Origin of the sequence: Flavobacterium phragmitis (assembly GCF_900112575.1) — a bacterium.
GTDB lineage: Bacteria > Bacteroidota > Bacteroidia > Flavobacteriales > Flavobacteriaceae > Flavobacterium > Flavobacterium phragmitis.
The window spans coordinates 154,460-176,439 of sequence record NZ_FOMH01000008.1 but is presented as its reverse complement, the minus strand read 5'-3'; the positions used below and the strand labels follow the sequence as shown (position 1 = coordinate 176,439).

21 protein-coding genes are annotated in these 21,980 nt (G+C 34.9%); 8 read left to right on the top strand and 13 right to left on the bottom strand.

Annotated elements, in window-relative coordinates:
• Nucleotides 1-47: 47 nt before the first annotated feature.
• The 5 genes from BM289_RS15540 to BM289_RS15520 all read right to left on the bottom strand — a co-directional run bounded on the left by BM289_RS15540 (nt 48) and on the right by BM289_RS15520 (nt 5,331).
• A complete protein-coding gene (locus BM289_RS15540) occupies nt 48-458 on the bottom strand; it encodes an organic hydroperoxide resistance protein (protein WP_091495165.1) in 411 nt (136 codons plus the stop codon).
• Between the two features lie 30 nt (nt 459-488).
• A complete protein-coding gene (locus tag BM289_RS15535) occupies nt 489-680 on the bottom strand; it encodes a hypothetical protein (RefSeq protein ID WP_143102090.1) in 192 nt (63 codons plus the stop codon).
• A gap of 13 nt (nt 681-693) precedes the next feature.
• Nucleotides 694-1,680, bottom strand: a complete 987-nt coding sequence (locus BM289_RS15530) for an alpha/beta fold hydrolase (RefSeq protein ID WP_091495161.1) — start codon at nt 1,678-1,680, stop codon at nt 694-696.
• 254 nt (nt 1,681-1,934) lie between these two features.
• Complete coding sequence (locus BM289_RS15525; protein ID WP_091495407.1) at nt 1,935-2,348, bottom strand: cupin domain-containing protein; 414 nt, start codon at nt 2,346-2,348, stop codon at nt 1,935-1,937.
• A gap of 529 nt (nt 2,349-2,877) precedes the next feature.
• On the bottom strand, nt 2,878-5,331 hold the full coding sequence (locus BM289_RS15520; RefSeq protein WP_244165386.1) for a hypothetical protein: 2,454 nt from the start codon (nt 5,329-5,331) through the stop codon (nt 2,878-2,880).
• Between the two features lie 518 nt (nt 5,332-5,849).
• On the opposite strand from BM289_RS15520, the gene BM289_RS15515 reads away from it, so the two are divergent.
• Nucleotides 5,850-6,266: an OsmC family protein gene (locus BM289_RS15515; RefSeq protein ID WP_091495157.1), complete on the top strand. Its 417-nt coding sequence runs from the start codon at nt 5,850-5,852 to the stop codon at nt 6,264-6,266.
• Between the two features lie 117 nt (nt 6,267-6,383).
• Nucleotides 6,384-7,151 carry an alpha/beta hydrolase gene (locus tag BM289_RS15510; RefSeq protein ID WP_091495155.1) on the top strand — a complete coding sequence of 256 codons (768 nt, stop codon included), beginning with the start codon at nt 6,384-6,386 and terminating at the stop codon, nt 7,149-7,151.
• Nucleotides 7,152-7,403: 252 nt separating this feature from the next.
• Here the strand turns inward: BM289_RS15510 and BM289_RS15505 are convergent, their stop codons facing one another.
• Together BM289_RS15505 and BM289_RS15500 are read right to left on the bottom strand one after the other, a co-directional pair.
• A complete protein-coding gene (locus tag BM289_RS15505; protein ID WP_091495153.1) occupies nt 7,404-8,369 on the bottom strand; it encodes a hydrogen peroxide-inducible genes activator in 966 nt (321 codons plus the stop codon).
• A gap of 354 nt (nt 8,370-8,723) precedes the next feature.
• Nucleotides 8,724-9,467 (bottom strand): SDR family oxidoreductase, encoded by a 744-nt coding sequence (locus BM289_RS15500; protein WP_091495151.1) that lies wholly within the window; start codon nt 9,465-9,467, stop codon nt 8,724-8,726.
• 269 nt (nt 9,468-9,736) lie between these two features.
• Between BM289_RS15500 and BM289_RS15495 the strand changes: the two genes are divergently transcribed.
• The 6 genes from BM289_RS15495 (at nt 9,737) to BM289_RS15470 (ending at nt 17,754) form a co-directional block, all read left to right on the top strand.
• Entirely contained in the window at nt 9,737-10,072 is a 336-nt protein-coding gene (locus BM289_RS15495; protein WP_091495149.1) for a winged helix-turn-helix transcriptional regulator, read from the top strand.
• Nucleotides 10,073-10,247: 175 nt separating this feature from the next.
• Nucleotides 10,248-11,324: a calcium:cation antiporter gene (locus BM289_RS15490; RefSeq protein WP_091495147.1), complete on the top strand. Its 1,077-nt coding sequence runs from the start codon at nt 10,248-10,250 to the stop codon at nt 11,322-11,324.
• A 705-nt stretch (nt 11,325-12,029) separates the two neighbouring features.
• Nucleotides 12,030-13,439, top strand: a complete 1,410-nt coding sequence (gndA, locus tag BM289_RS15485) for an NADP-dependent phosphogluconate dehydrogenase (RefSeq protein WP_091495145.1) — start codon at nt 12,030-12,032, stop codon at nt 13,437-13,439.
• A 29-nt stretch (nt 13,440-13,468) separates the two neighbouring features.
• Complete coding sequence (gene zwf / locus BM289_RS15480) at nt 13,469-14,980, top strand: glucose-6-phosphate dehydrogenase (RefSeq protein ID WP_091495143.1); 1,512 nt, start codon at nt 13,469-13,471, stop codon at nt 14,978-14,980.
• Nucleotides 14,981-15,697 carry a 6-phosphogluconolactonase gene (pgl, locus tag BM289_RS15475; RefSeq protein ID WP_091495141.1) on the top strand — a complete coding sequence of 239 codons (717 nt, stop codon included), beginning with the start codon at nt 14,981-14,983 and terminating at the stop codon, nt 15,695-15,697.
• Between the two features lie 329 nt (nt 15,698-16,026).
• Nucleotides 16,027-17,754 carry a tetratricopeptide repeat protein gene (locus BM289_RS15470; protein WP_091495139.1) on the top strand — a complete coding sequence of 576 codons (1,728 nt, stop codon included), beginning with the start codon at nt 16,027-16,029 and terminating at the stop codon, nt 17,752-17,754.
• A 30-nt stretch (nt 17,755-17,784) separates the two neighbouring features.
• Here BM289_RS15470 and BM289_RS15465 read toward each other — a convergent pair whose 3' ends face one another.
• From BM289_RS15465 to BM289_RS15440, 6 genes are all read right to left on the bottom strand, one after another.
• A complete protein-coding gene (locus BM289_RS15465) occupies nt 17,785-18,144 on the bottom strand; it encodes a nuclear transport factor 2 family protein (protein ID WP_091495137.1) in 360 nt (119 codons plus the stop codon).
• Between the two features lie 617 nt (nt 18,145-18,761).
• A complete protein-coding gene (locus BM289_RS15460; protein WP_091495135.1) occupies nt 18,762-19,064 on the bottom strand; it encodes a hypothetical protein in 303 nt (100 codons plus the stop codon).
• A gap of 12 nt (nt 19,065-19,076) precedes the next feature.
• A complete protein-coding gene (locus BM289_RS15455; RefSeq protein WP_143102089.1) occupies nt 19,077-19,748 on the bottom strand; it encodes a hypothetical protein in 672 nt (223 codons plus the stop codon).
• 29 nt (nt 19,749-19,777) lie between these two features.
• Nucleotides 19,778-20,428, bottom strand: a complete 651-nt coding sequence (locus BM289_RS25865) for a CPBP family intramembrane glutamic endopeptidase (RefSeq protein ID WP_394332982.1) — start codon at nt 20,426-20,428, stop codon at nt 19,778-19,780.
• Between the two features lie 73 nt (nt 20,429-20,501).
• Entirely contained in the window at nt 20,502-21,185 is a 684-nt protein-coding gene (locus BM289_RS15445) for a hypothetical protein (protein ID WP_091495129.1), read from the bottom strand.
• Between the two features lie 15 nt (nt 21,186-21,200).
• Nucleotides 21,201-21,974: a hypothetical protein gene (locus BM289_RS15440; RefSeq protein WP_091495127.1), complete on the bottom strand. Its 774-nt coding sequence runs from the start codon at nt 21,972-21,974 to the stop codon at nt 21,201-21,203.
• Nucleotides 21,975-21,980 lie beyond the last annotated feature (6 nt).

The following is a 21,980-nucleotide window of genomic DNA, read 5'->3' as shown; positions in this document are numbered from 1 at the left end:
ATTTTGGCATCAACTCCTAACTTATAACTTATTACTCTTAACCTTTCTTAAAGAATATTAATCTCAACGTTTATATTTCCTCTTGTCGCTTTAGAATACGGACAAGTCTGATGCGCCTGAGACGCTAATTTTTCGGCTGTTTCCAAATCCAAACCCGGAAGACTGATATTCAATCTCGCCTGAAGAAAATATTCGTCCTCTTCGATACACAAATCTACTTCGGCATCAACGGCGGTCTCAGCTGGAAGTCTTACTCCTAATTTCGAAGCTGCAATTCCCAACGCTCCAATAAAACAAGCCGACCATCCCGAAGCAAACAACTGCTCCGGATTTGTCCCCGGACGTGAAGATCCCGGTGTGCTTAATTTGATATTCAATTGTTCATCCGAACTATGAGAAACTCCTTCTCTACCGCCTGTTGTATGTGTTTTTCCTGTGTATAAAACTTTTGTGCTCATGTTTTCAAATTTTAAATTGTTGATTTTAAATTATTTTAAATTGATATTGATATTGATATTGATATTGATATTGATATTGATATTGTTATTGATATTGTTATTGTTATTGTTATTGTTATTGATATTGTTATTGATATTGTTATTGATATTGTTATTGATATTGATATTGTTATTGATATTGTTATTGATTTTTGACATTGACATTGTAATTGTAATTGCCATTGAATTTTGGAATTTATTTAGAAACGTCAATTATCGCTTGTGCAAACGCCTTTGGATCTTCTTGCGGAACGTTGTGTCCGATTCCTTTTAAAATTCTGTGTTCGTATTTTCCCGTGAATTTGCTCGCATAGGCTTTCCCATCCGCGAAAGCGCCATCAAAATCACTTCCTATTGTAATAGTCGGAACTTTAATTTCTGGTTTTGCTGCCAAACGTTTTTCTAAAGCATCATATTTAGATTCTCCCGCTTCTAGAGATTGTCTCCATCTGTAATTATGAATCACAATTGCTACGTGATCTGAATTATCAAAAGACTGAGCTGTCTGATCGTAGGTTGCTTTGTCGAAGTTCCATAACGGAGAAGCGATTTTCCAGATCAGTTTATTGAAATCATACGTGTTTTGTGTGTAACCTTGTTTTCCTCTTTCGGTTGCGAAATAATATTGATACCACCATCCTAATTCGGCTGTTGGAGGAAGCGGTTTTAAATTTGCTTCTAAATTCACTATCAAATAACCACTTACAGAAACTAATCCTTTTACGCGTTCTGGCCAAAGTGCTGACATTACAACTGCTGTTCTTGCTCCCCAATCGAAACCGCCAATTACAGCTTTATCTATTTTCAATGCATCCATAAAAGCGATAATATCACTTGCTAAAGCTGCCTGCTGACCGTTTCTGAAAGTATCTTGGGAAAGGAAAGTTGTAGTTCCAAATCCTCTTAAATACGGAGTAAAAACGTGGTATCCTTTTGCCACTAAAACAGGAACGACTTCGTTATAACTATGAATATCGTACGGCCAGCCGTGAAGTAAGATTACTGGCGTTCCGTTTGACGGACCTGCTTCGGTACAACCCACGTTTAACAATCCGGCATTGATTTGTTTTAATGTTCCTAAAGAACTGTTTACTTCAATTGTTTTTTTCTGTGAAGTCTGTGCTTGAGTGAAAGCTGCATTCATAAAAAGAATAGTGATTAGAATATTGGATAGTGTTTTCATAATTGTTTTTTTTAAGATGTGAGATGTTGTTTAACCGCAAGGGGCGCTAAGATTTACGAAATGTTCGCCAGTTTTTTTCACAACGTTTTGCGCTTAGTTATTTTTAGTCACAGATTAAAGGATTAAAAAGATTAAAATCTGTGGAAATCATTTTAATCTGTGGCTAACCTAATCAACACAAAGCTTTGCGAACTTTGCGTTTTTCAACAGCAACTAAGAAAAAAAAACTTGCGTGCTTTGCGGTTAAATAAAATTTAGTTTTTCATTACAAGTATTGGTTTTCCCTTTTCTACGATATAAGTTGCCAGTTCCGAAGCCTTAGCATTCGTATTATTTTTAGCCGAGTGCACCACGCCAGCCGGAATAAAAAGCACTTCTCCCGCTTTTAAGGTTACCGGTTCTTTGCCTTCAATTTGATATTCTAGCGAACCTTCCACGACATAAATAATTTCTTCACCGTGATGATAGTGTTTTCCGAAAGCCGAATGCCCGTCAAAATCGATTCTCGCCTGAACCATTTCGCGCCCCGGAACACTTAAGTCGTGTTTTTGCAAATCGATGCGTTTAATGCCTGTCTGTGCCGCAATCTGATTTGGAACCAAAAAGGCAATGATTCCCAAAACGATAATTGCGATTATAATCCATGTTTTTTCTTTTTTCGTTTCCATAGCTTTTAGTTTTAAATAGTTGTTTTTTGTTAATTTCTTCGTCAAAAGTATTTCGATAACCCTTCTTACGAAATCAGAAAATAGGTGAAACGGACAAACTTCAAGGTGAAATGGACAGGCTGTAAGTTGTGATTTGCGAGATGTGAAATGTTTGAGAGTTTAACCGCAAAGCTCGCAAAGGTTTTACGCAAGGTTCGCTAAGTTTTTTAATCTCGCAAAGTCGCAAAGTTTGCCTTTATTTTTTGCCACAGATTAAAAGGATTAAAAGAATTTTTGTTTCACGCAGATCCAGCAAATTTTAGCAAATTTAATTTTTAATATTTTAGAAAATAATTTACATTTATCTGCTTAAATTATTTAAAATCTGCGTGAAATAAACCTTTTCGATTAAAATAAAAATTCGCAAAACTTTAAAAAGAAAACTTAGTGCCCTAGCGCCTTTGTGGCAAAAAAAAGGAGTAAAAAAAAATCAGGATTAGTATTTTACACCATCCTGATTTTTTTTGAATTAATTAACCTTTACACTTATTTATCTTCTTCCTCTAAAACCTCCACCGCCAAAGCCTCCTCCATTAAATCCGCCACCGCTTCTTTGAATATTCTGAAAGTTTCGAGTTTGCATTTCGCCACGATCTCTTGAAAAAGCGGAGCGGTCAAGATCGCGTGTAACATCAGGATGACCTGCCTCGCCAAGCGGTTTATTTGGTTGTCCAAGTGTTTGATCTGCTTTAGGGAAATTATCGCGTTGCATTCCTATTCGAGTTTCACCTCCAAGGTTTTGACCAGATTTTGGCAAATTATCGCGCTGAATTCGTTCTCCCGTTCCATTTGCGCCAAGCCTTTGGTTAGCTCTATTCTGAATTCCTTCGCCCGATTTTTTGGACGAACCCAAAGTTCCCGCTTGCGTCCAGCCACCGTTTCCGTTATTATAATGACTCCAATTTCCGTTGGCATCTCTTTTATAAACATGTCCATCGTGACCAGCATAAACATTATTATTAGTGTGAATTGTTGTTCCTCCGCCTCTTCTATGCGTAATTACACCTTTATTTCCGCTCGAAGTTTCATAACCAATTGCCGTTCCGCGTCGCGTTGTAATATGTCCCGTTTGTACCCATTGATTTCCATTTGTAGCAGCCGAATGTCCCCATTGCGCATACGCGTTATGTCCTTGATTCGTTCTTGCATAATTTCCCGTCCATGGATTGTAAGTGCTTGCAGCAGTTCTTCCGCCATACCATCCTTGCACACTTGCAGAACGACCATATCTTCCCGTTGCAGGATTATACCAAGCCGAAGTTCCTGCAGCGCCATAAGGTCCGTAAACACGTCTTCCTGCCGCATAACCTCCCGTCCACGGATTGTAAACCGCTCCTCCTCCATACGCATAAGGCCACGGACGATAAATTGGATACAGTCCGCCGTAATACATATAAGGCGGATAATACCATCCTGTGCCATAAGTCAAGATAGCGCCAAATGTTGCGCCAATAATAAATGCACCCAAATAACCTGCTGTTGCACTGCTTTCAACCGTTGTATCGGTTGTGGTTTGCGTTACATACGTAACATTATACACTGGCGAACTTGGCGGAATGGTATAAATTTCTTTCGGAACAGAATCGCATGTTTTCCAAGGCCCATTCGGACTTGTAGACATAAACCAAACCGCTTGAAAACACAAATAATACAAATCGCCTACTTTTATAATTTTCTCTTGCGTATTGCTTGCATATTGCATTTTTGTTCCATCAATAGGTTTAAACTGAGGAGTTCCGCCATCATACGATACTTTTACTTTTGCCTCAGCATCCGATTTCTTCAAAATAGCGGTTGTAGGAACCTGCGATAACATTACCGCATCATTGGCTTCCTGCGTTCCTGGCACAGACGACAATACATTGGCACGCGGAGAATCTTTCGGAATTTTAGCAAAATCAGCAGGAAGACTATTACTAGCATAACTCCACGGCCCAGTTAGTTCTTTGGACTTAAACCATCTTCCAGACAACAATACATAGTACTGGCCTTTGTTTTCGTCAGCAAAAACATCATTCTCGGTATTGTCAATGTATAACAGTTTAGTTTCTGGAATTTTAACAAACTTCGGACTTCCGTTTATAGCAATCAATTCAGCTGGTTTATTGCTGTAAAAAACCTCAGGAGCCCCGCCAGAAGACGGAGGCGGAATCATTTTCTTAACATCATCAAAATTCTGTCCCGAAGGCAAATGACGTAAACCCGAAGGCAATTGGGTTGTTTTGGTCCATTTGCCCGCGATATTTTTCGATGTCAGCCAGATATTCTCCACCAATAAATAATAATCTTTTGTGGTTTTATCAAAAAACAAATCCCAATTGGTATTTACCACATATTGAATATCTGTTTTTTCGACAGGCACCAAAACCGGTTCACCTTGCACAATAAGCAAAATCGACGGATTCGTACTGTAAAAAATAGTTGGAGGATCGTTTTTAGCCGCAATTCCCTTTGGCGGACTTTTGGTATGACTTAAATCGGCCAAAATACGATCTACCGAAATAGGATCTCCACTCTTAGGAAGCGTTTCCTTAAACAGCTTTTCCATTTCAGGCACTTTCTTTTCGTCCAAAGCAGGAAATCGCACATCGGTTACCTGAAGATTTTTAATAAAAGCGCTTCGGTTGTCTTTGTCAACCAATGTTTCTGCTTTTAGAGAAGCCACGCCCAAAACCTGTTTTCCGTCTTTTGGAGTCAGCGAAAAAGCTACTCGCGCTGTAAGTTCTTTAAAATCTTTCCAGTCGTCTACCTGAGGTTGATAATAAACCAATTTTGCACCGTTATTTTCAGCTTCTCGAGGCCAGCCACGATCGGCAATTAATGTAGAGTCGGCAGTTTCAGACTTTCCAGTTTCAGAACTTGACTGCTCAGCATCTTTATCTTTTTTGCACGAGAACAAAACTGCACTCAAACAAACTCCAATTATTAGAAAAGTATTTCTCATAAATTTAAAAATTAGATTATTCATTGAAAACTTATTTTCTCGATCGTCTTATAAAATTGTTTCGTATAAAATTAAATTCACAGAATAAAAAAAACTATTAATCAGTCACTTACTTTGTTTCATTTTCTAATTTGAAACCAAATAAGTGCCTAAATACTCGTTCTTTTCTCTAACTAAGATTTTAATCTTTCTCTATAAAGTGAACTAGAAATGAAGCATTAATATTTATTAGAAGCTATTTCCTGCTATCCGCTATATCTTTTCCTTGCTAAAGAAGCAAGAAAAAGGATGCCGCTCCTATCAGGGCTAGGGCACACATTTTCATAAGGAAGTTTTCGAAAAATTATTATTTAAAGTCTTTTGCGTTCTAACCTCAATTAAATCAATAATTATAAATTATTTTTATAAATACTAAAAATTATTAATTTGATTAATAAACACCTTCCCTATACCTTTGTCTCATCAAAATCAAAGAAATGATTTGAACATCTTAAAAAATAACTTAAAAAATAGAAATCATGAAATTTACAAGAAGAGCAAACGCAAACTGGAAAGGTACAGGAATGGAAGGAAAAGGAACCATCAGTACACAAAGCACCACTTTAGATAATGCACAATTATCGTTTAAAACTCGTTTTGAGCAAGGTGTTGGAACCAACCCCGAAGAATTAATCGCAGCGGCACATTCTGGATGTTTTACCATGCAATTAAGCTTTTTATTATCTGAAGCTGGTTTTGTTCCAGAAGATTTAGACACAACGGCTAAAGTAACTTTTGAAGACGGAACGATTACTTTAATTCAGTTAGAATTAACTGGAAAAGTACCTGGAATTTCTGCAGAAGAGTTTCAGCAAACCGCTCAAAAAGCAAAAGAAATTTGTCCAATTTCTAAATTGCTGAATACCGAGATTACTTTACAAGTAACACTTAATTAAATACCAATATTTGAAATTCCAAATTCCAAGCTTTACGCAAAGCTTTGTCCTCCTGAGCGGAGTCGAAGGACACTTCATAAATTCCACAAAATATTTACAATCTAAAATTTTATAAAAATGAAAACAATATTTAAAAGCTTTTTAGCATTCGTAATACTAATTTTTAGTTTAGCATTCACAAACGTAAACGCACAAACTAGTCCTAAAATTAAAAATGTCGTATTAGTTCACGGTGCCTTTGCAGATGGTTCTGGATGGCAAGGTTTATACAAAGTTTTGACTAAAAAAGGCTATAATGTAACCATCGTTCAGAATCCGTTGAGTTCTTTGGAAGATGATGTTCAAGCTACAAATTTAGCTTTAGACAAACAAGACGGACCAACAATTTTGGTTGGACATTCTTGGGGAGGAACAGTAATTACAGAAGCTGGAAATCACCCAAAAGTAGCGGCTTTGGTTTACGTAGCGGCTTTACAGCCAGATAATGGCGAAAATTCTGTTCAATGGTTGCAAACTGCGCCTCCAGCTCCAGAAAATGGTGTATTGCCTCCAGACGAAAAAGGAATTGCTTATTATGACAAAGCTAAATTTCACGCTGGTTTTGCAGGAGACTTGAGCAAAGAACAAGCCGATTTTATGTATGCTTCGCAAGGTGCTTTTCATGCGAAAGGTTTTTTAACACCAATTACTAAAGCGGCTTGGAGAACTAAACCTTCTTACGGAGTCGTAGCAACTGAAGACAAAAGTATTGTTCCGAGTATTCAGCACGCCATGTACAAACGTTCGAACACAAAAATCACCGAAATTAAAGGTAGCCACGTGGTATTTATTTCTCAGCCAGAAAAAGTAGCAAATGTGATTATTAATGCATCTTTACTAAAATAAATTTCAAATAAAAAATTCCAAATTCCAAGTTCTCTTGTCAATTTCGACGAAGGAGAAATCACACTAGAAATTCTACAAAGATTGACGACAAACGTTACGGAATCCCGCGTGTGATTTCTCCTTTCAGTCGAAATGACAAACTGTGAGCAAAAATTCCAAATTCCAATTACTGTATAGCTTGGAATTTGGAATTTTTTGTATTGGAATTTCTCCCAAATCAATTGGAATTTGGAATTTTAGTATTGAAAATTTTTAAAGCTTGCTAATCGCTTTAATAAAATAAGGAGAATCGTTCCAGCGGATTTTTTTATAATTGAAATCTTTTTTGAGTGACTCGGGAAGGCAGTTCCAAATGGCTTCGTTCATTTTTTCGAGCAATAATTTCTTAGAGAAAGAATCCGAAACTACGAGGCTAATTTCTCTTACGGGAACGGGTTCTTTAAAAGGTTTAAAAAGTGCGCCTGATTCGTTTAAAGTCGAAAGCTTTGGAATAATTGCAAATCCTAAATGGGCGCGAACTAGATTTTTTAAGGTTTCGATCGAATTAATATCGTACGTAAATTGTTCCTTTATTTTGTCCGACGTTTTTAGTCCGCAGATGTCTAATAATTGAGCGTTGTAGCAATATTCCTGATGCAATAATAACAACTCGGTTTTGTCGCCGGGCTGCATTTCGTAAAATTCATCATTCGCCATTGGATGCGTCTGATTTAAATAGGCAACAAATGGTTCTTTAAAAACCACATGTTCTATTAAATTCGGGTTTCCTGTTGGTGTAGCCATAATCGCAACATCAATTGCCCCAGTTTCCAAATCGCGCATTAAATGTCCCGTATATCCTTCTTTAATGATGAAATGAACGTTTGGGGCCACTTCTTTCATGGCTTGAATAAAAAGCGGAATCAGATAAGGCGATAAAGTGGAAATAATGCCTAGTTTCAACTCTCCTTCCAGCAGATTCTTTTCGTTGATCACAAAATCCCGAATTTCATCAACTTCACGAAGTATCTTTTTGGCTTTATTGATAATTTCAATTCCTAAAACGGTTGGTGTCAACGGCACTTTATTTCGATCAAAAATCTTAATTCCGATTTCTTCTTCCAGATTTTTTAACTGAATGGTAAGTCCGGGCTGTGTTACCATACAAACTTCGGCGGCTCTTGCAAAATGCCGTTCTTCGTCTAAAGCGACTATATATTTTAACTGCTGAATGGTCATGTTTTCTAGTTTCTAAGGTACTGAGATGCTAAGGTACTAAGTTGTTGAGTTTTTATAGTGAAAACTTTTTCAAAGTTTGAAACTTTGAAAAAGGCCTCTCAAAAGCATAAATTATTTAGAATCAAAATAATTATCATCTTTTTCATAGAAAATTGAATCCGTAATATCTTATTTATCGTACATTAACAAAATGGAATAAAGGAATGCTGTAAATTCAAATGGAGTAGTTTTTGGAGCATATTGAGTTTATCATTCCTGAATGAAGTTTTTTTCAAAGTAAACTAATTTGAAACAAAAAAGCGATCACCTAACCGATCGCTTTTTCTTTTTACTTAATTAAGAGCTGATTTTGATTTAAGCTAAAACCATTCCGCCATCCATAATAACATCAGCCCCAGTCATAAAAACTGCAGCTTCACTACTTAAATGCGAAACCATTTTTGCGACATCTTCTGCTTTTCCCATTTGTTTTAGCGGGACTTTTTCTACTACGACATCCATAATACCTTTTACTGTGGTTTCGTCTAGGCCTACTTTGTTCATGACTTCGGTTTGAGTTGGCCCTGGACTAACCGAATTGACACGAATCTTTCTTGGCGCTAATTCTAAAGCCGCCGATCTCATAAACGAATTCAAAGCCGTTTTACTCGCCGAATAAACCGAAGATCCCGGACCCGGCATACTCGCAGTATTCGAAGAAAGAAATACCACCGAAGCGCCATCTTTCAAAATCGGGATAAATTTGCTTAAAGTGAAGAAAGCGCCTTTTAGATTCACATTCATAATATTGTCGTACAATTCTTCTGTGGTTTGTTCGATCGTTCCTAAACCTGCAATTCCAGCATTAACAAACAAAATATCAACCGAACCGAAATCGGCTTTTACTTGAGCTGCCAGTTTTTCGATATCCGAAATATTAGATTGATCTGCTGTGATGGCTGTAACGCCTAGTTCTAGAGCTGCTTTTTCTATGGCTTCTTTTCTTCTTCCTGTAATAATGACGTTTGCGCCTTGCTCTTTTAATTGTTTGGCTGTTGCGTAACCTATTCCGCTGTTTCCGCCTGTTATAACGGCTGTTTTATTTTTTAGATTTTCCATCTTTTTGATTATTTAAAATTTATTTGGCAAATTTAAATTCAAATTGGTATAACTTTGTAACCAGTATAATCGAGTATACCAAACTAATTAATACGATCTGTTATAATAGGTAAATTTATAGCCACGAATTCACGAATTTATTTTTATAATCTATGTCGAAAAATGTGATTAATTACACGAATTATATAGATTGATATTCAATCTATATAATTCGTGGGGAAACTTTGGAAAAAAAATCGTGAATTCGTGGCGGAAAAAAATAAACAATTATGGAAAGAAACCAAAAAGAAGAAGTACAGGCACTTCAGGATACACTGCATGTTTTGGGCGGAAAATGGCGTTTGCCTATCATCAATTCAATCTGCAACGGAAATCATCGCTTTAGAGAAATTGAACGCAGTATTCCAGGAATTACAACAAGAATGCTTTCGCGAGAACTCAAAGAAATGGAACTGAACATGCTCATTAAAAGAACAGAAGACCGCGATGCTGAAATTCAGGTCAAATATGAATCGACTCCTTACTGTAAATCGTTTGCTCCCGTAATCGAAGAAATGATCAAATGGGGAAAATCGCACCGAATGGAAATCATTCGGAACTCGTAAAACACAGCATTTTTTTTAATAAAGATTCATAAAACATCCTTCACAAAACTTAAAAAGTCCTTAAAAATGTAGTTTACTTATCGTTTTAAGCCATAAAAGCCTTATCTTACAGATAGACAAATGCTGGTCCTGTTGGCCCTATCGGCATTGTACCATAATTTTAAAACTATAGAAAATGAAACAATTATTACAGTGGACCATCATTATCCCAATACTATCGTGGGTTCTTCTATTTAGCGGACTGATAGAAAAGAGCAGTATTTTTCAAATCGCTGCCAGTATTTTACTTATTCTGAGCGTAATGTCAGCCGTTCATCATTCAGAAATTATTGCTGAACGTGTTGGAGAACCTTACGGAACAATAATTTTGGCTATTTCGATTACTGTAATCGAGGTTTCTATTATTGTTTCTTTAATGCTTTCTGAAGGTTCAGAAGCCACTTCTTTAGCCAGAGATACGGTTTATGCCGCCACCATGCTTATTTTAAATGGTATTATCGGATTGTGTCTTCTTATTGGAAGCATCAAACATTATGAACAAAATTTTTCTACTTCTTCTGTAAACATTGGTTTGGTTTCATTGATCTCGATTATTGTCTTTACATTAGTTTTTCCCACATTTACTGAAAGTGTTCACGGTTCCTACTATTCTACTCCACAATTGATTTTTGCTTCTATCGCCTGTCTGGTTATTTATGGCTCTTTTTTATTTGCACAAACAAAAGGTTACAGACAGTATTTTTTAACTAACGGAACAAATGAAGACGAGTCTAAAACACATCCGATAGAAATCAATAAAAAAACATTTTATACTAGTCTTGTTTTTCTATTAGTTAGTTTAGGAATTGTAGTTCTATTAGCCAAAACGCTCTCGCCTACCATCGAAAAGATTATTATAGGTTACAGTCTTCCTAAATCTTTAGTTGGGGTTATCATCGCCATCATCATTTTATTACCCGAAGCCATTGCAGCTATCATTGCCGCAAGAAAAAACAGGTTACAGACAAGTTTGAATTTAGCTCTGGGGTCTGCATTAGCCAGTATTGGTTTAACGATTCCGAGTGTTGCAATAGTTTGTATTACTATGGGAATGCCTATTGTTTTGGGACTTGATATTAAATCGATTGTACTTTTGGCATTATCTGTCTTTATTGTAATGCTTTCTTTGAGCAAAGGAAAATCGAATATCGTGTATGGCGTTGTGCTTTTAGTAAATTTATTTGCCTTTATGTTTTTGATGATTTATCCTTAAAAATTATTTCAAACACATAGAAGCATAGAATTTATCTTCTGTTTATATAAAAACAGAATGCAGAAAGAAACTAGTTCCTAACACATAGCTTTGTGTTTACGAGGCCAACTTTGACAAAGTTTAACATAATAAACCTATCTTTATTTAAACAAATAAAATGCCTTCAAATTTTTTTTTAAGCAAGCTTCTAATTCTTTAGAAAAATTCATATCCTACTTTTAAAATTAATCTCCCACAGATTTTGCAGATTCTACAGATCAAAAATCTGCTTTATCAGCTGAATCTGCGAGAAAAATATATGGCGTTATAAAACTTTGTCAAAGTTTAAGGCAATTGGGATAAACACATATAGCTATGTTATTTATTGAAAAATGAAATGCCTTTTTAAGCGTTCCAAAAAACTATGTCTCTATGTGTTTAAAAAATTAGTATACCATTTTTTAATTACAACGATATAGTTCAAAAAACAGCCTTATAAGTGTGTTTTTAACACCTATAAAAGTATCACAATAAAGACCAAAAGTGAACGATTTTACCCCTCATTTTTCAGCATTTTTCTCTAACTTAGCACTCTACATTTTGAAATGTAAGATTAAAATAAACTTTGTTTTGCTGCAAAACATTGAATGAAAAAGAATTACCATACTTTCTCTTACTTTTTTGCTGCTAAAACATTTCTTCTAATAATTTAGTTAATTGAAAACTATGAGCAAATTTGATTTTGGAATTGTAGGACTCGGCGTAATGGGCCGTAACTTACTTTTAAATATCGCCAGCCATGACTTTGCGGCTGCAGGTTTAGACTTAGACACAGAAAAAGTCAACTCTCTTCAACAAGAAGCCGATGCCAACCACACTATTGAAGCCACTACAGATGTAAAACATTTTGTGGAGCTTATTCAACAACCAAGAGCAATTATGTTATTGGTTCCTGCAGGTAAACCAGTTGACAGTGCTATTGCTAGTTTATTGCCTCACTTAGACAAAGGAGACATTATAATCGACGGTGGAAACACTTATTTTACAGATACAGACAGAAGATTCTTGGAATTGTCTGAAAAAGGAATCCATTTCTTTGGAATGGGAATTTCAGGCGGTGAAAAAGGAGCTCGTTTTGGTCCTGCCATGATGCCGGGAGGTGATCAAAAAGCATATGAAAGATTGCGTCCAATTTTTGAAGCAATCGCTGCAAAAGTTGAAGGCGAGCCTTGCGTAGAATATCTTGGAAATGGTTCTGCCGGTAACTATGTAAAAATGGTTCACAACGGAATCGAATACGGAATCATGCAGTTAATTTCTGAGATTTATGACTTAATGAAAAGAGGTTATAATCTAGATGACGCAACGATTCAAAAAACTTTTGAAGAATGGAACCAAACGGATGATTTAAGATCTTATTTAATAGAAATCACCGGAAAAATCCTGAAACAACAAGACGAAGACGGAAGCCTTCTAATTAATAAAATTTCGGATTGGGCAAGATCAAAAGGAACAGGAAAATGGACTTCTCAAAACGCAATGGATTTACAAGTTCCAGTTCCAACTATCGACGCGGCGGTTAACATGCGCGATATGTCTAAAACCAAACCAGAAAGAATTGAAGCAGCTGAAAAACTAGTTTGGAACTCTAATCCAAGTGATGTGAATACAAGCGAAGCAATTATAGCTTTAAAATCAGCTTTATACTTTTCTATTGTGGTTACTTATGCACAAGGATTGGCACAGCTTCACACAGCTTCTAAAGAATACAACTACGGATTAAATCTAGAAACTGTTGCTAAAATATGGCGAGGTGGCTGTATCATTCGTGCAACAATCTTAGAAGATTTCAGAAAAGCATACGTAGCAAAATCAGATTTGCCAAACTTACTTTTGGATGGCGGAATCGCTTCAAAATTAACCCAAAACCAAGCAGGAATGCGTGCTGTTATTCAGTTTGCAGTTCAAAAAGGATTACCGGTTTCAGGATTAATGAATTCACTTTCTTATTTTGATGCTTACCGATCTGCTAATTTACCAACAAACTTAATTCAGGCTCAACGTGATTTCTTTGGTGCGCATACTTACGAACGTATCGACAAAGAAGGCGTTTTCCATACACAATGGGCTGAATAACAACATAAGCAACACAACTAAACCGCACAATGACTAAAAATAAACTAAAGAATCCAACAATCATTGTTATTTTTGGAGGAACCGGAGACTTGGCAAAGAGAAAGCTCTTTCCTGCTTTTCAAAATCTGTATCTTGACGGACGTATGTCTGAAAAGTTTCAGATTATTGCTCTTGGAAGAGCAGAAAAAACCAATGAAGATTTTCGCGCTTACGTAGCAGAAAATCTAAGTCTTTTTTCAAGAAAAAAAGGAATTGATGATCCAGAAACCGAAAAATTTCTTTCACACATTACCTACCACAGTCTTGACATTGACAAGGAAGAATCATACATCGGATTAAACGAGAAAATCAACAATTTTGATCTGGCTTTTGGCGAACGTGCTAATCGTCTTTTCTATCTTTCGATTACGCCTTCTTTTATTTCGACAATTTCGAGCAATATCAAGAAAATTGGTCTAGCGGCAAATCCAAAACAAGATCGCATTATTATTGAAAAACCTTTTGGTTACGATAAAGCTTCTGCAATTGAATTGAATGAAATGCTTTCGCAGACTTTCAAAGAAGAGCAGACTTACAGAATCGATCACTATTTAGGAAAAGAAACGGTTCAGAATATTTTGGCTTTCCGTTTTGGAAACTCCATGTTTGAGCCTTTATGGAGCCGTAATTTTATTGATTTTGTCCAGATTACTGTAGCAGAAGAAGTCGGCGTTGAAGAACGTGGCGGCTTCTACGAAGGTGTTGGTGCTTTAAAAGATATGATTCAGAACCATTTGTTTCAGATTTTATGTATGACGGCAATGGAAGCGCCTGCTTCTTTAAATGCTGATGATATTCGTAATCGTAAAGCAGATGTTTTAAAATCGATTCGTCGTATTAAACCAGAAGAAGTTGATCATTATATTGTAAGAGGTCAGTATGACGCTGGAGAAATAAAAGGAGTTCCAGTTCCAGGTTATCGTCAGGATAAAGGCATTGCACCAGATTCTAATACAGAAACTTATGTAGCGATGAAAATCTATCTGGACAACTGGAGATGGCAGGGAATTCCGTTCTACTTGCGTTCTGGAAAAAGAATGGAAGAAAAACAATCTTCAATTATTATACAGTTTAAACCAGTTCCGCATTCTTCATTTTCTTATGGAAAAGAAGGCATGACCCCAAACCGATTGATTATCAATATTCAGCCTTCAATGGACATTAAACTGCAATTTATGACCAAAAAACCAGGTTTATCAATGTCTTTAAGACCTGCTGAAATGGTCTTTGATTATTTTGCTTGTTCAACCATGTCACCAGAAGCATACGAAACGTTGATTGCAGATGCATTATTAGGAGATCCTACTCTATTTATGCGTTGGGATCAGGTGGAAGAAGCTTGGGACGCAATTGATACGATTCAGCAAGTTTGGAAAACAACTGCTCCAAAAAATTTCCCTAATTACAAAGCAGGAAGCTGGGGACCAGAAGAAGCTGACGAATTGTTGGCGCGTCAAGGCCACAAATGGATTCCGAATACACAAACAAAAGAAGAAGTTTAAATGATACAGATTTATAATAACACAGAAGAAATTAATACTACAGCTGCAGACCTTTTTGTAGAATCGGCTCAGAAAGCAATTGCTACAAAAGGCAATTTCACGGCTGTTCTTACAGGAGGTTCTTCTCCAGCAGGAATCTATAAATTATTAGCTTCTGATGCTTACAAAAATAAAATTGACTGGAGCAAGGTTTTTATCTTTTGGGGGGACGAAAGATGGGTACCGCTAAATGATGATTTGAGTAATGCTAAAATGTCTTATTCCACTTTATTGAGTCACGTGCCTATTCCGCAAGAAAACATTTTTGAAATGTACAAAGATGGCGTAACTCCTGAGGATTATGCTGTTGAATATGAAAAGTCTATCAGAACTGTTTTAGGCGAAGAAGGAAAATTTGACTTGATCCTTTTAGGAATGGGAGACGACGGACACACGGCTTCTCTTTTCCCAGGCGAAGCAGTTTTGCAAGAACAGACCAAATGGGTTGATGCTTATTATTTAGCTCCGCAAAAAATGTATCGCATCACGCTTACTGCTCCGTTAATCAACAAAGCTGAAAAAATTGTTGTGGTGGCTTTTGGTGAAAAGAAAATCCACGCTTTAAAAGAGGTTACAACTGGCGAATACAATCCGACTTTGTATCCAATGCAATTGATTAAACCCGTTTCGGGTGAATTATTGTTTTTGGTAGACAAAGTGGCTGCTGGGACAAACTAAGAATTTGTTTTTATAATATATTTATAAGGTCTATACTTTTCCGTATAGACCTTGTTTTTTTTATTCTTTTTTTCACGCAGATTTAAAAAAGATTTAGGCAGATTCAGCAGATTTTCTCTAATATAATCTGCTTAAATCTGCAAAATCTGCGTGAAACTTAAAATCTCACAAAAAACGTATAATACTGAAAAGTAATTATTTACAAAATATATTCTTTTTTTACTTAATTTTGTTTTTAATATACTCCTATCCAAAATCTTAGGCTATACACCTCCATTTTGTTCTTCAAGGCTTTTATACTGATTATATAATTTCAAATCCTTTTTGCAATGAAATATAATTACTCCCTAATGGCTGTTTTTCTTCTTTTGACTTGTTGTAAAGATAAAAACACTGAACCCAAATCAGTTGATAAAGTAAATGCCGTAAAAAGCTGTTTTGTGCCCCAAACCAATGATAAAGATTGGTATACACAGAACAAAAAAGCACCCAAATTTAAAGGTTTAGAGGGTGTGACTTTTAAAATTTCCACCAATAATCCGGAAGCTCAGCAATACTTCAATCAGGGATTAATGCTGGCGTATGGATTTAATCATGCCGAGGCCGCAAGGTCTTTTTATGAAGCCACACGAATCGATCCGAATTGTGCTATGGCCTATTGGGGTTTTGCGTATGTTTTAGGCCCAAATTATAACGGCGGAATGGAAGAAGATAATTTTCAAAGAGCTTATGATGCTGTGCAGAAAGCCAAAAAACTTTCTGCAAAATGTATGCCTCAAGAGATAGCCTTAATAAATGCACTGGCTACTCGATATGCTACAAAACCTCCAGTGGACAGAAAACCTTTGGATATCGCTTACGCGGAAGCCATGAAAAAAGTTTATGCAAAATTTCCTTCTTATCCTGATATCGGAGCGCTCTATGCCGAATCTTTAATGAATCTACATCCTTGGGATTTGTATGAAAAAGATACGGAAATCCCTAAAAAATGGACTCCAGAAATCCTACGCGTTTTAAACGAACTAATCCAAAAGAATCCCAAACATCCCGGAGCACATCATTTTTTAGTGCATGCTTTGGAAGCTTCTGCCCATCCTGAAAAAGCGATGCAAAGTGCCAAATTATTGGAGACATTGGTTCCCGGATCTGGGCATTTGATACATATGCCTTCTCATATTTACATTCGTACAGGAGATTATCATGAGGGAACGCTTTCTAATATTGAAGCCGTTAGAATTGACAGTCTTTATACAACCGCCTGCCATGCGCAGGGCGCTTATCCTCTCGCCTATTATCCACATAATTATCATTTTTTAACAGCGACTGCGGCTTTAGAAGGAAATTCAAAATTGGCTTGGGAATCGGCATTGAAGCTGCAGGAACATATTTCGCCAAAAATCATGCGTGAGGATGGCTGGGGTACTTTACAGCATTATTACAGTATTCCATATTATATAGGAGTAAAATTCTCCATGTGGGACAAGATTATGGGACTTCCAGAACCTAAAAACGACATTGTTTATCCAAAAGCAATTTGGCATTATGCAAAAGGAATGGCTTTTCTGGGAAAAAATGATGTTGTTAATGCCGAAAAACAACTCAATGAGCTCCACACTTTAGCGAAAGACAAAACTTTAAAAGAGATTACTATTTGGAATATCAATACAACTTACGACCTTGTTGAGATTGCGTCTAATGTACTTTCTGGAGCAATTGAAGCGAAAAAGAATAATTTAGACCAATCTATTTCATTTTTATATAAAGCTGTAGCGATTGAAGATCATTTAAACTACAACGAGCCACCTGATTGGTTTTTCTCTGTTAGACATTATCTAGGAGCTGTTTTATTAAAAGCTGGAAAATATGCCGAAGCTGAAAAAATATACAGACAAGATTTAAAAACTTTACCCAAAAACGGCTTTGCCTTAATCGGGCTTTATAATGCTTTAACACTACAGAAAAAAGAAAAAGAGGCTTTGAAAATTAAAACCTCTTTTGATAATTCGTGGAAATTTGCTGATTTACAGATTATGTCTTCATCTAGTATTGTGGATTAGAATTATTCAGATATAAAATTTTTCTCGCAATCAATTCTCCACTAATTCAATATCCATAGTTTTGATTAAACCGTCTTCAAAGGTATAAACATGTTTTACCAATCCATCAAAGATTAAATTGCCTTGAAGGTCTTTTACGTTTTGTTGCACCAGAACTTCCAGACTTCCGTTGTCTCTTTCTACAAAACCAACAGGTTCTACTTTCGGATTAATTTCCGCCCATTGTCTGGTCCAATATTGCCTGATTTCTTCGTGTCCGCTAATATAACCACCTTCCCAAGCTTTTGACCATTGAACATCTTCCTGCATGGTAGACAAACAATGATCTATATTTCGCTCATTAAAAGCGTTATATGCCTTCCTAATTACTTCTTTATGCTGATTTAACATGGTTTTATTCTTTACGTTTTTCTATTTAACTAAAGTAGAAATATTTCTTGTCAAATAACAAAGTCTTGAAAAATTAGATTTATAACAATCCGACTTTGCGCCTTTCAAACAAATGTACTTAAAAACATACACGTTCTTAAAGTCTCTGACTTTCAAACAAAAAATTCCTAATACAAAAATTCTAACAAGGTATGAACGGAAAAAGTCGGAGACTTTTGTGAGGTATCAAATTCTAATAACTACCAAAAAATTGCGCAAAGTCAGAGACATTTGCGCAGCTTTTCTTAAGGAACTTTTCGGAGAGCGGGGTGTGCCCCGTATAACCACGGTCTAACACGGTTAATCCGGCAAGTGCAGTTCCTGCTTCATCCTGTAATATTTTATCATACACATAATTTCACCAACACATCTGCAACACGAACTAATACTCAAAGCCATTTTATCTCATTTAAGAAATTATATAATTACAAAACATCTTTAGTTTATCTTAATTCCTATTGTAACAATTGTTTAAAATACTGATAATTAAGAGCTATTTCTTTTAAAATAGTACCACCAACACATTTGATACATTACTGGAATTCTTCTTTATATATTTGGAAAATTGTTGTTTTGTCTTAAAAATAAATCTTTTTAATTTTTTCTATCTCTTCTAAAATTTCCTCTTTTATAATAGCAATATTTTTACCATCCACATTTTGAAAATTGTGAGTTCTTGCATCAAAATAATTTGAAACTAAGTTAAAAAGTTTTTTAAATTCAAAATAATTTTCGTTTTCAAATTCGTCCAAACTATTTCTAACAACAATATCACTTATAAACATATCGGGACCAACAACCTCAAAATCAAACTTTTGCTCATAATTCAAAGCTTGTTCCAATGCTGGAATATAATTACTAAAAAAAACTTTTTTTTCCATTATAAAATAAATTCAAAATCTATCCCAAAAACTTTTATCATTCCACCCTTTCTCCCAAGGTCGATGTCTGTGAAGATTATTCCCTGCTCCTCTATGGTAATGTGGTAAAACTTTACCTTTAACCCATTCTGAAAAAGAATTAGATCTTTTTGAAGGATTAACTAATTTATGAACATCAAACCTTGCTTTTGAGCCATATCCAGAACCCTTAGAAATTGAAAATCCATTAATTCTTCCTCCGCTTGCTCTCAGAAACTTAAAACTTGCAGAAACTCCTTCAAGAACTTTACCCCCAGCATACAATTCAAAAATGGTATTATCTTCAACTATCGAGCCTGTTGCCATAGAAAATCCTTTAAAACCATATCCTCTAAAACCACCAAGGTCTCTAAATTTTCCTTGAGAGATTGCTCCAATAAATTTAACATTTGTGGATTCTATAATGTTACCTTTTTCATCATAAAGATAATCAGTAGTATCTCCTCCTTTATTATTAATTTGTTTACCATTCTGGTCGTATCCATTATCATCCATCATATGCATAGCGTGATTCAACCCAGAAACTACCAAGCCTGTAACAGCTCCCTGCCAGAAATTACCACCTGTAAACGCTGCACCAGCTCCTCCTGACAGACATATATTAGTAATTTTATTGCTCCAAAAAGAAAGCAAGTAAATTTTCAAAAAATATTTTAATCCAGTTTTTTTGCCTCTTATTTTCTTTCATAGAACTCATTTATTTTATCCTTTTTTATGTTAACAATGGATACAAATATCAATACAATTAATACAAATATTACCACAAACAATAGTTCCAATTTGATTTGAGTTAAAAAGTTAATTAAAGTAGTAATCGATAAAAAATTATTGAAAGAGTGTAGAAAAATAGTGAGATAAATATTTCTTGTTTTTAAATATATCCAAGAAAAAAAAACACTCATCAGAAACACATATAAAAGAGATGAATTTGTAAAACAGTGTGTCATAGTAAATCCAAACGACAAAAAAAGAATTGAACTAAAATTAGAATTAATTTTTTGCAAACTAACTAATAAATATTTTCTAAAAAATATTTCTTCTAAAACAGGAAATACTAATAAAGCTTTAACAATATCAAATTTATATAATCTATCATACTGTAACACTTCATAATTTTCCAATACAAAAGATATAGACAAAAAATAAAAAATGTAAAAACATATTACAAATAATAAATAGTAGAATAATTTCAAATTAAATCTAAAACTTTCGAAATAGTTTGTTTCAAAATACCTAACTGAACAATAATAAATAAAAAGTAAATAACTTATTATTAATAAAAACCCATTTAATTTATTACATAAATCTAAATATGAAATAAACATAAATGTAATTGTTATCAAAATGAACTGAAAACTTTTCATTGCGAGTATATTTAGTCAAAGAGTTCTTAAATAATTATTTAACCTTATAATATAGATCAAATCTGCTAAGCCCAGAATAAGAGCTAAAGCCATTAATCATTGCAGGGTTTTGCGTCGGACCTTGTGGCCTAAAAACATAATCTATCAAGGCACTTTGCGCGTTAGAAACATCTAATGTTATCATACCATTATTTCTTTGAGGCACCTTGGCTAAACCTCCATCACTTAACAGACTTCCTCCTCCTTTAATTAATAGTTTTAATACGCCTACTGCCATTTTTTTTATTCCCCACTGAGAAGCTTTTTCATATGCATTATTCATATAATCAGGATTTCCATTAGATGGATTTGTATCTACACTTAACCCATCAATTCCTTTAAATGAAACAATTCCGTCTTTAGTAACAAATGGATGATCATCTAACCATTGTTCAATTTCATTTACATCTCCGTGTTTATATTTATCAACAATGCTTCTTGCTCTTGTTCTATTTGGGTTTTCAGCTTGCATTTTATGCATGTAATGATTCAACCCGGAGACTACAAGACCTGTAACCGCGCCCTGCCAAAAATTTCCTCCTGTAAGTTGTGCTCCAACACCACCTGAAACTGTACCAAATGCAATCATACCTACTCCTGAACTAGCAAATCTGCCAGCTCCATGATAATTACTGTTTTCTCCTCCACCACTCCATGCACTAGCTGCAATACTACTCAAAGCTCCAGCGTTTTACTAATAAATAAATCTTACAGGAACTTTGTTTGAAATTAATTGTCCTTGAAAAACTTTTATATTGTTTTCTTTCAATTCTTCAAGTTTATGCTTTGGTAGATTTTTTTTAAGTAATGTGCTATCTGAAATATAAATGAAATTAAAAGTATATTTTTTTTTGCTATTAAATCTAAAATATGAAAAGGCGTTATCGAAATTATTTGCCTCTTTAATGGGCAAATAAACAACGGTTTGAAAATATTTAGTTTCTTGTGGATAAAGCACAAAAGAATTCTTTCGAATTGAATTTAAAAAATCAAAATCATTATTAACTTGAGAATAATTTAACTCATTTAATTTAAATTTAGTTTCTTCAATTCGAAAAATTTCCGGATTCATCTTGTTATTTGACATAAAATTATCTCCTCTTTCTAAAGAATACAGAGCTCTAACATTATCGTTTGATTCAATATTATAAAAAAGCTTGCTTTTTTTACAATAAGAACAACTTCTTATGTCGTATTGATTTATTGGATCTATAAAATCCTCATCTAAAACAAATAAATATCTGCCTTTCGTATTATTAGATATTTTATAAGTAATGATATTTTTTGCAATGTTTCTTTCCATTGCTTTATAAATTGGTTTAGCTCTTAAAACAAGGCAAGAATCTCCAATACACTTTATCTCGTCATTAAGTATTTCTATTTTTACACCTTTTTCTATTGACAACTCTTTTTTTTCACAAGAAATTAAGCAAATAAACACTAAACAAATAAAAATTTGATTATTCATGAGTCA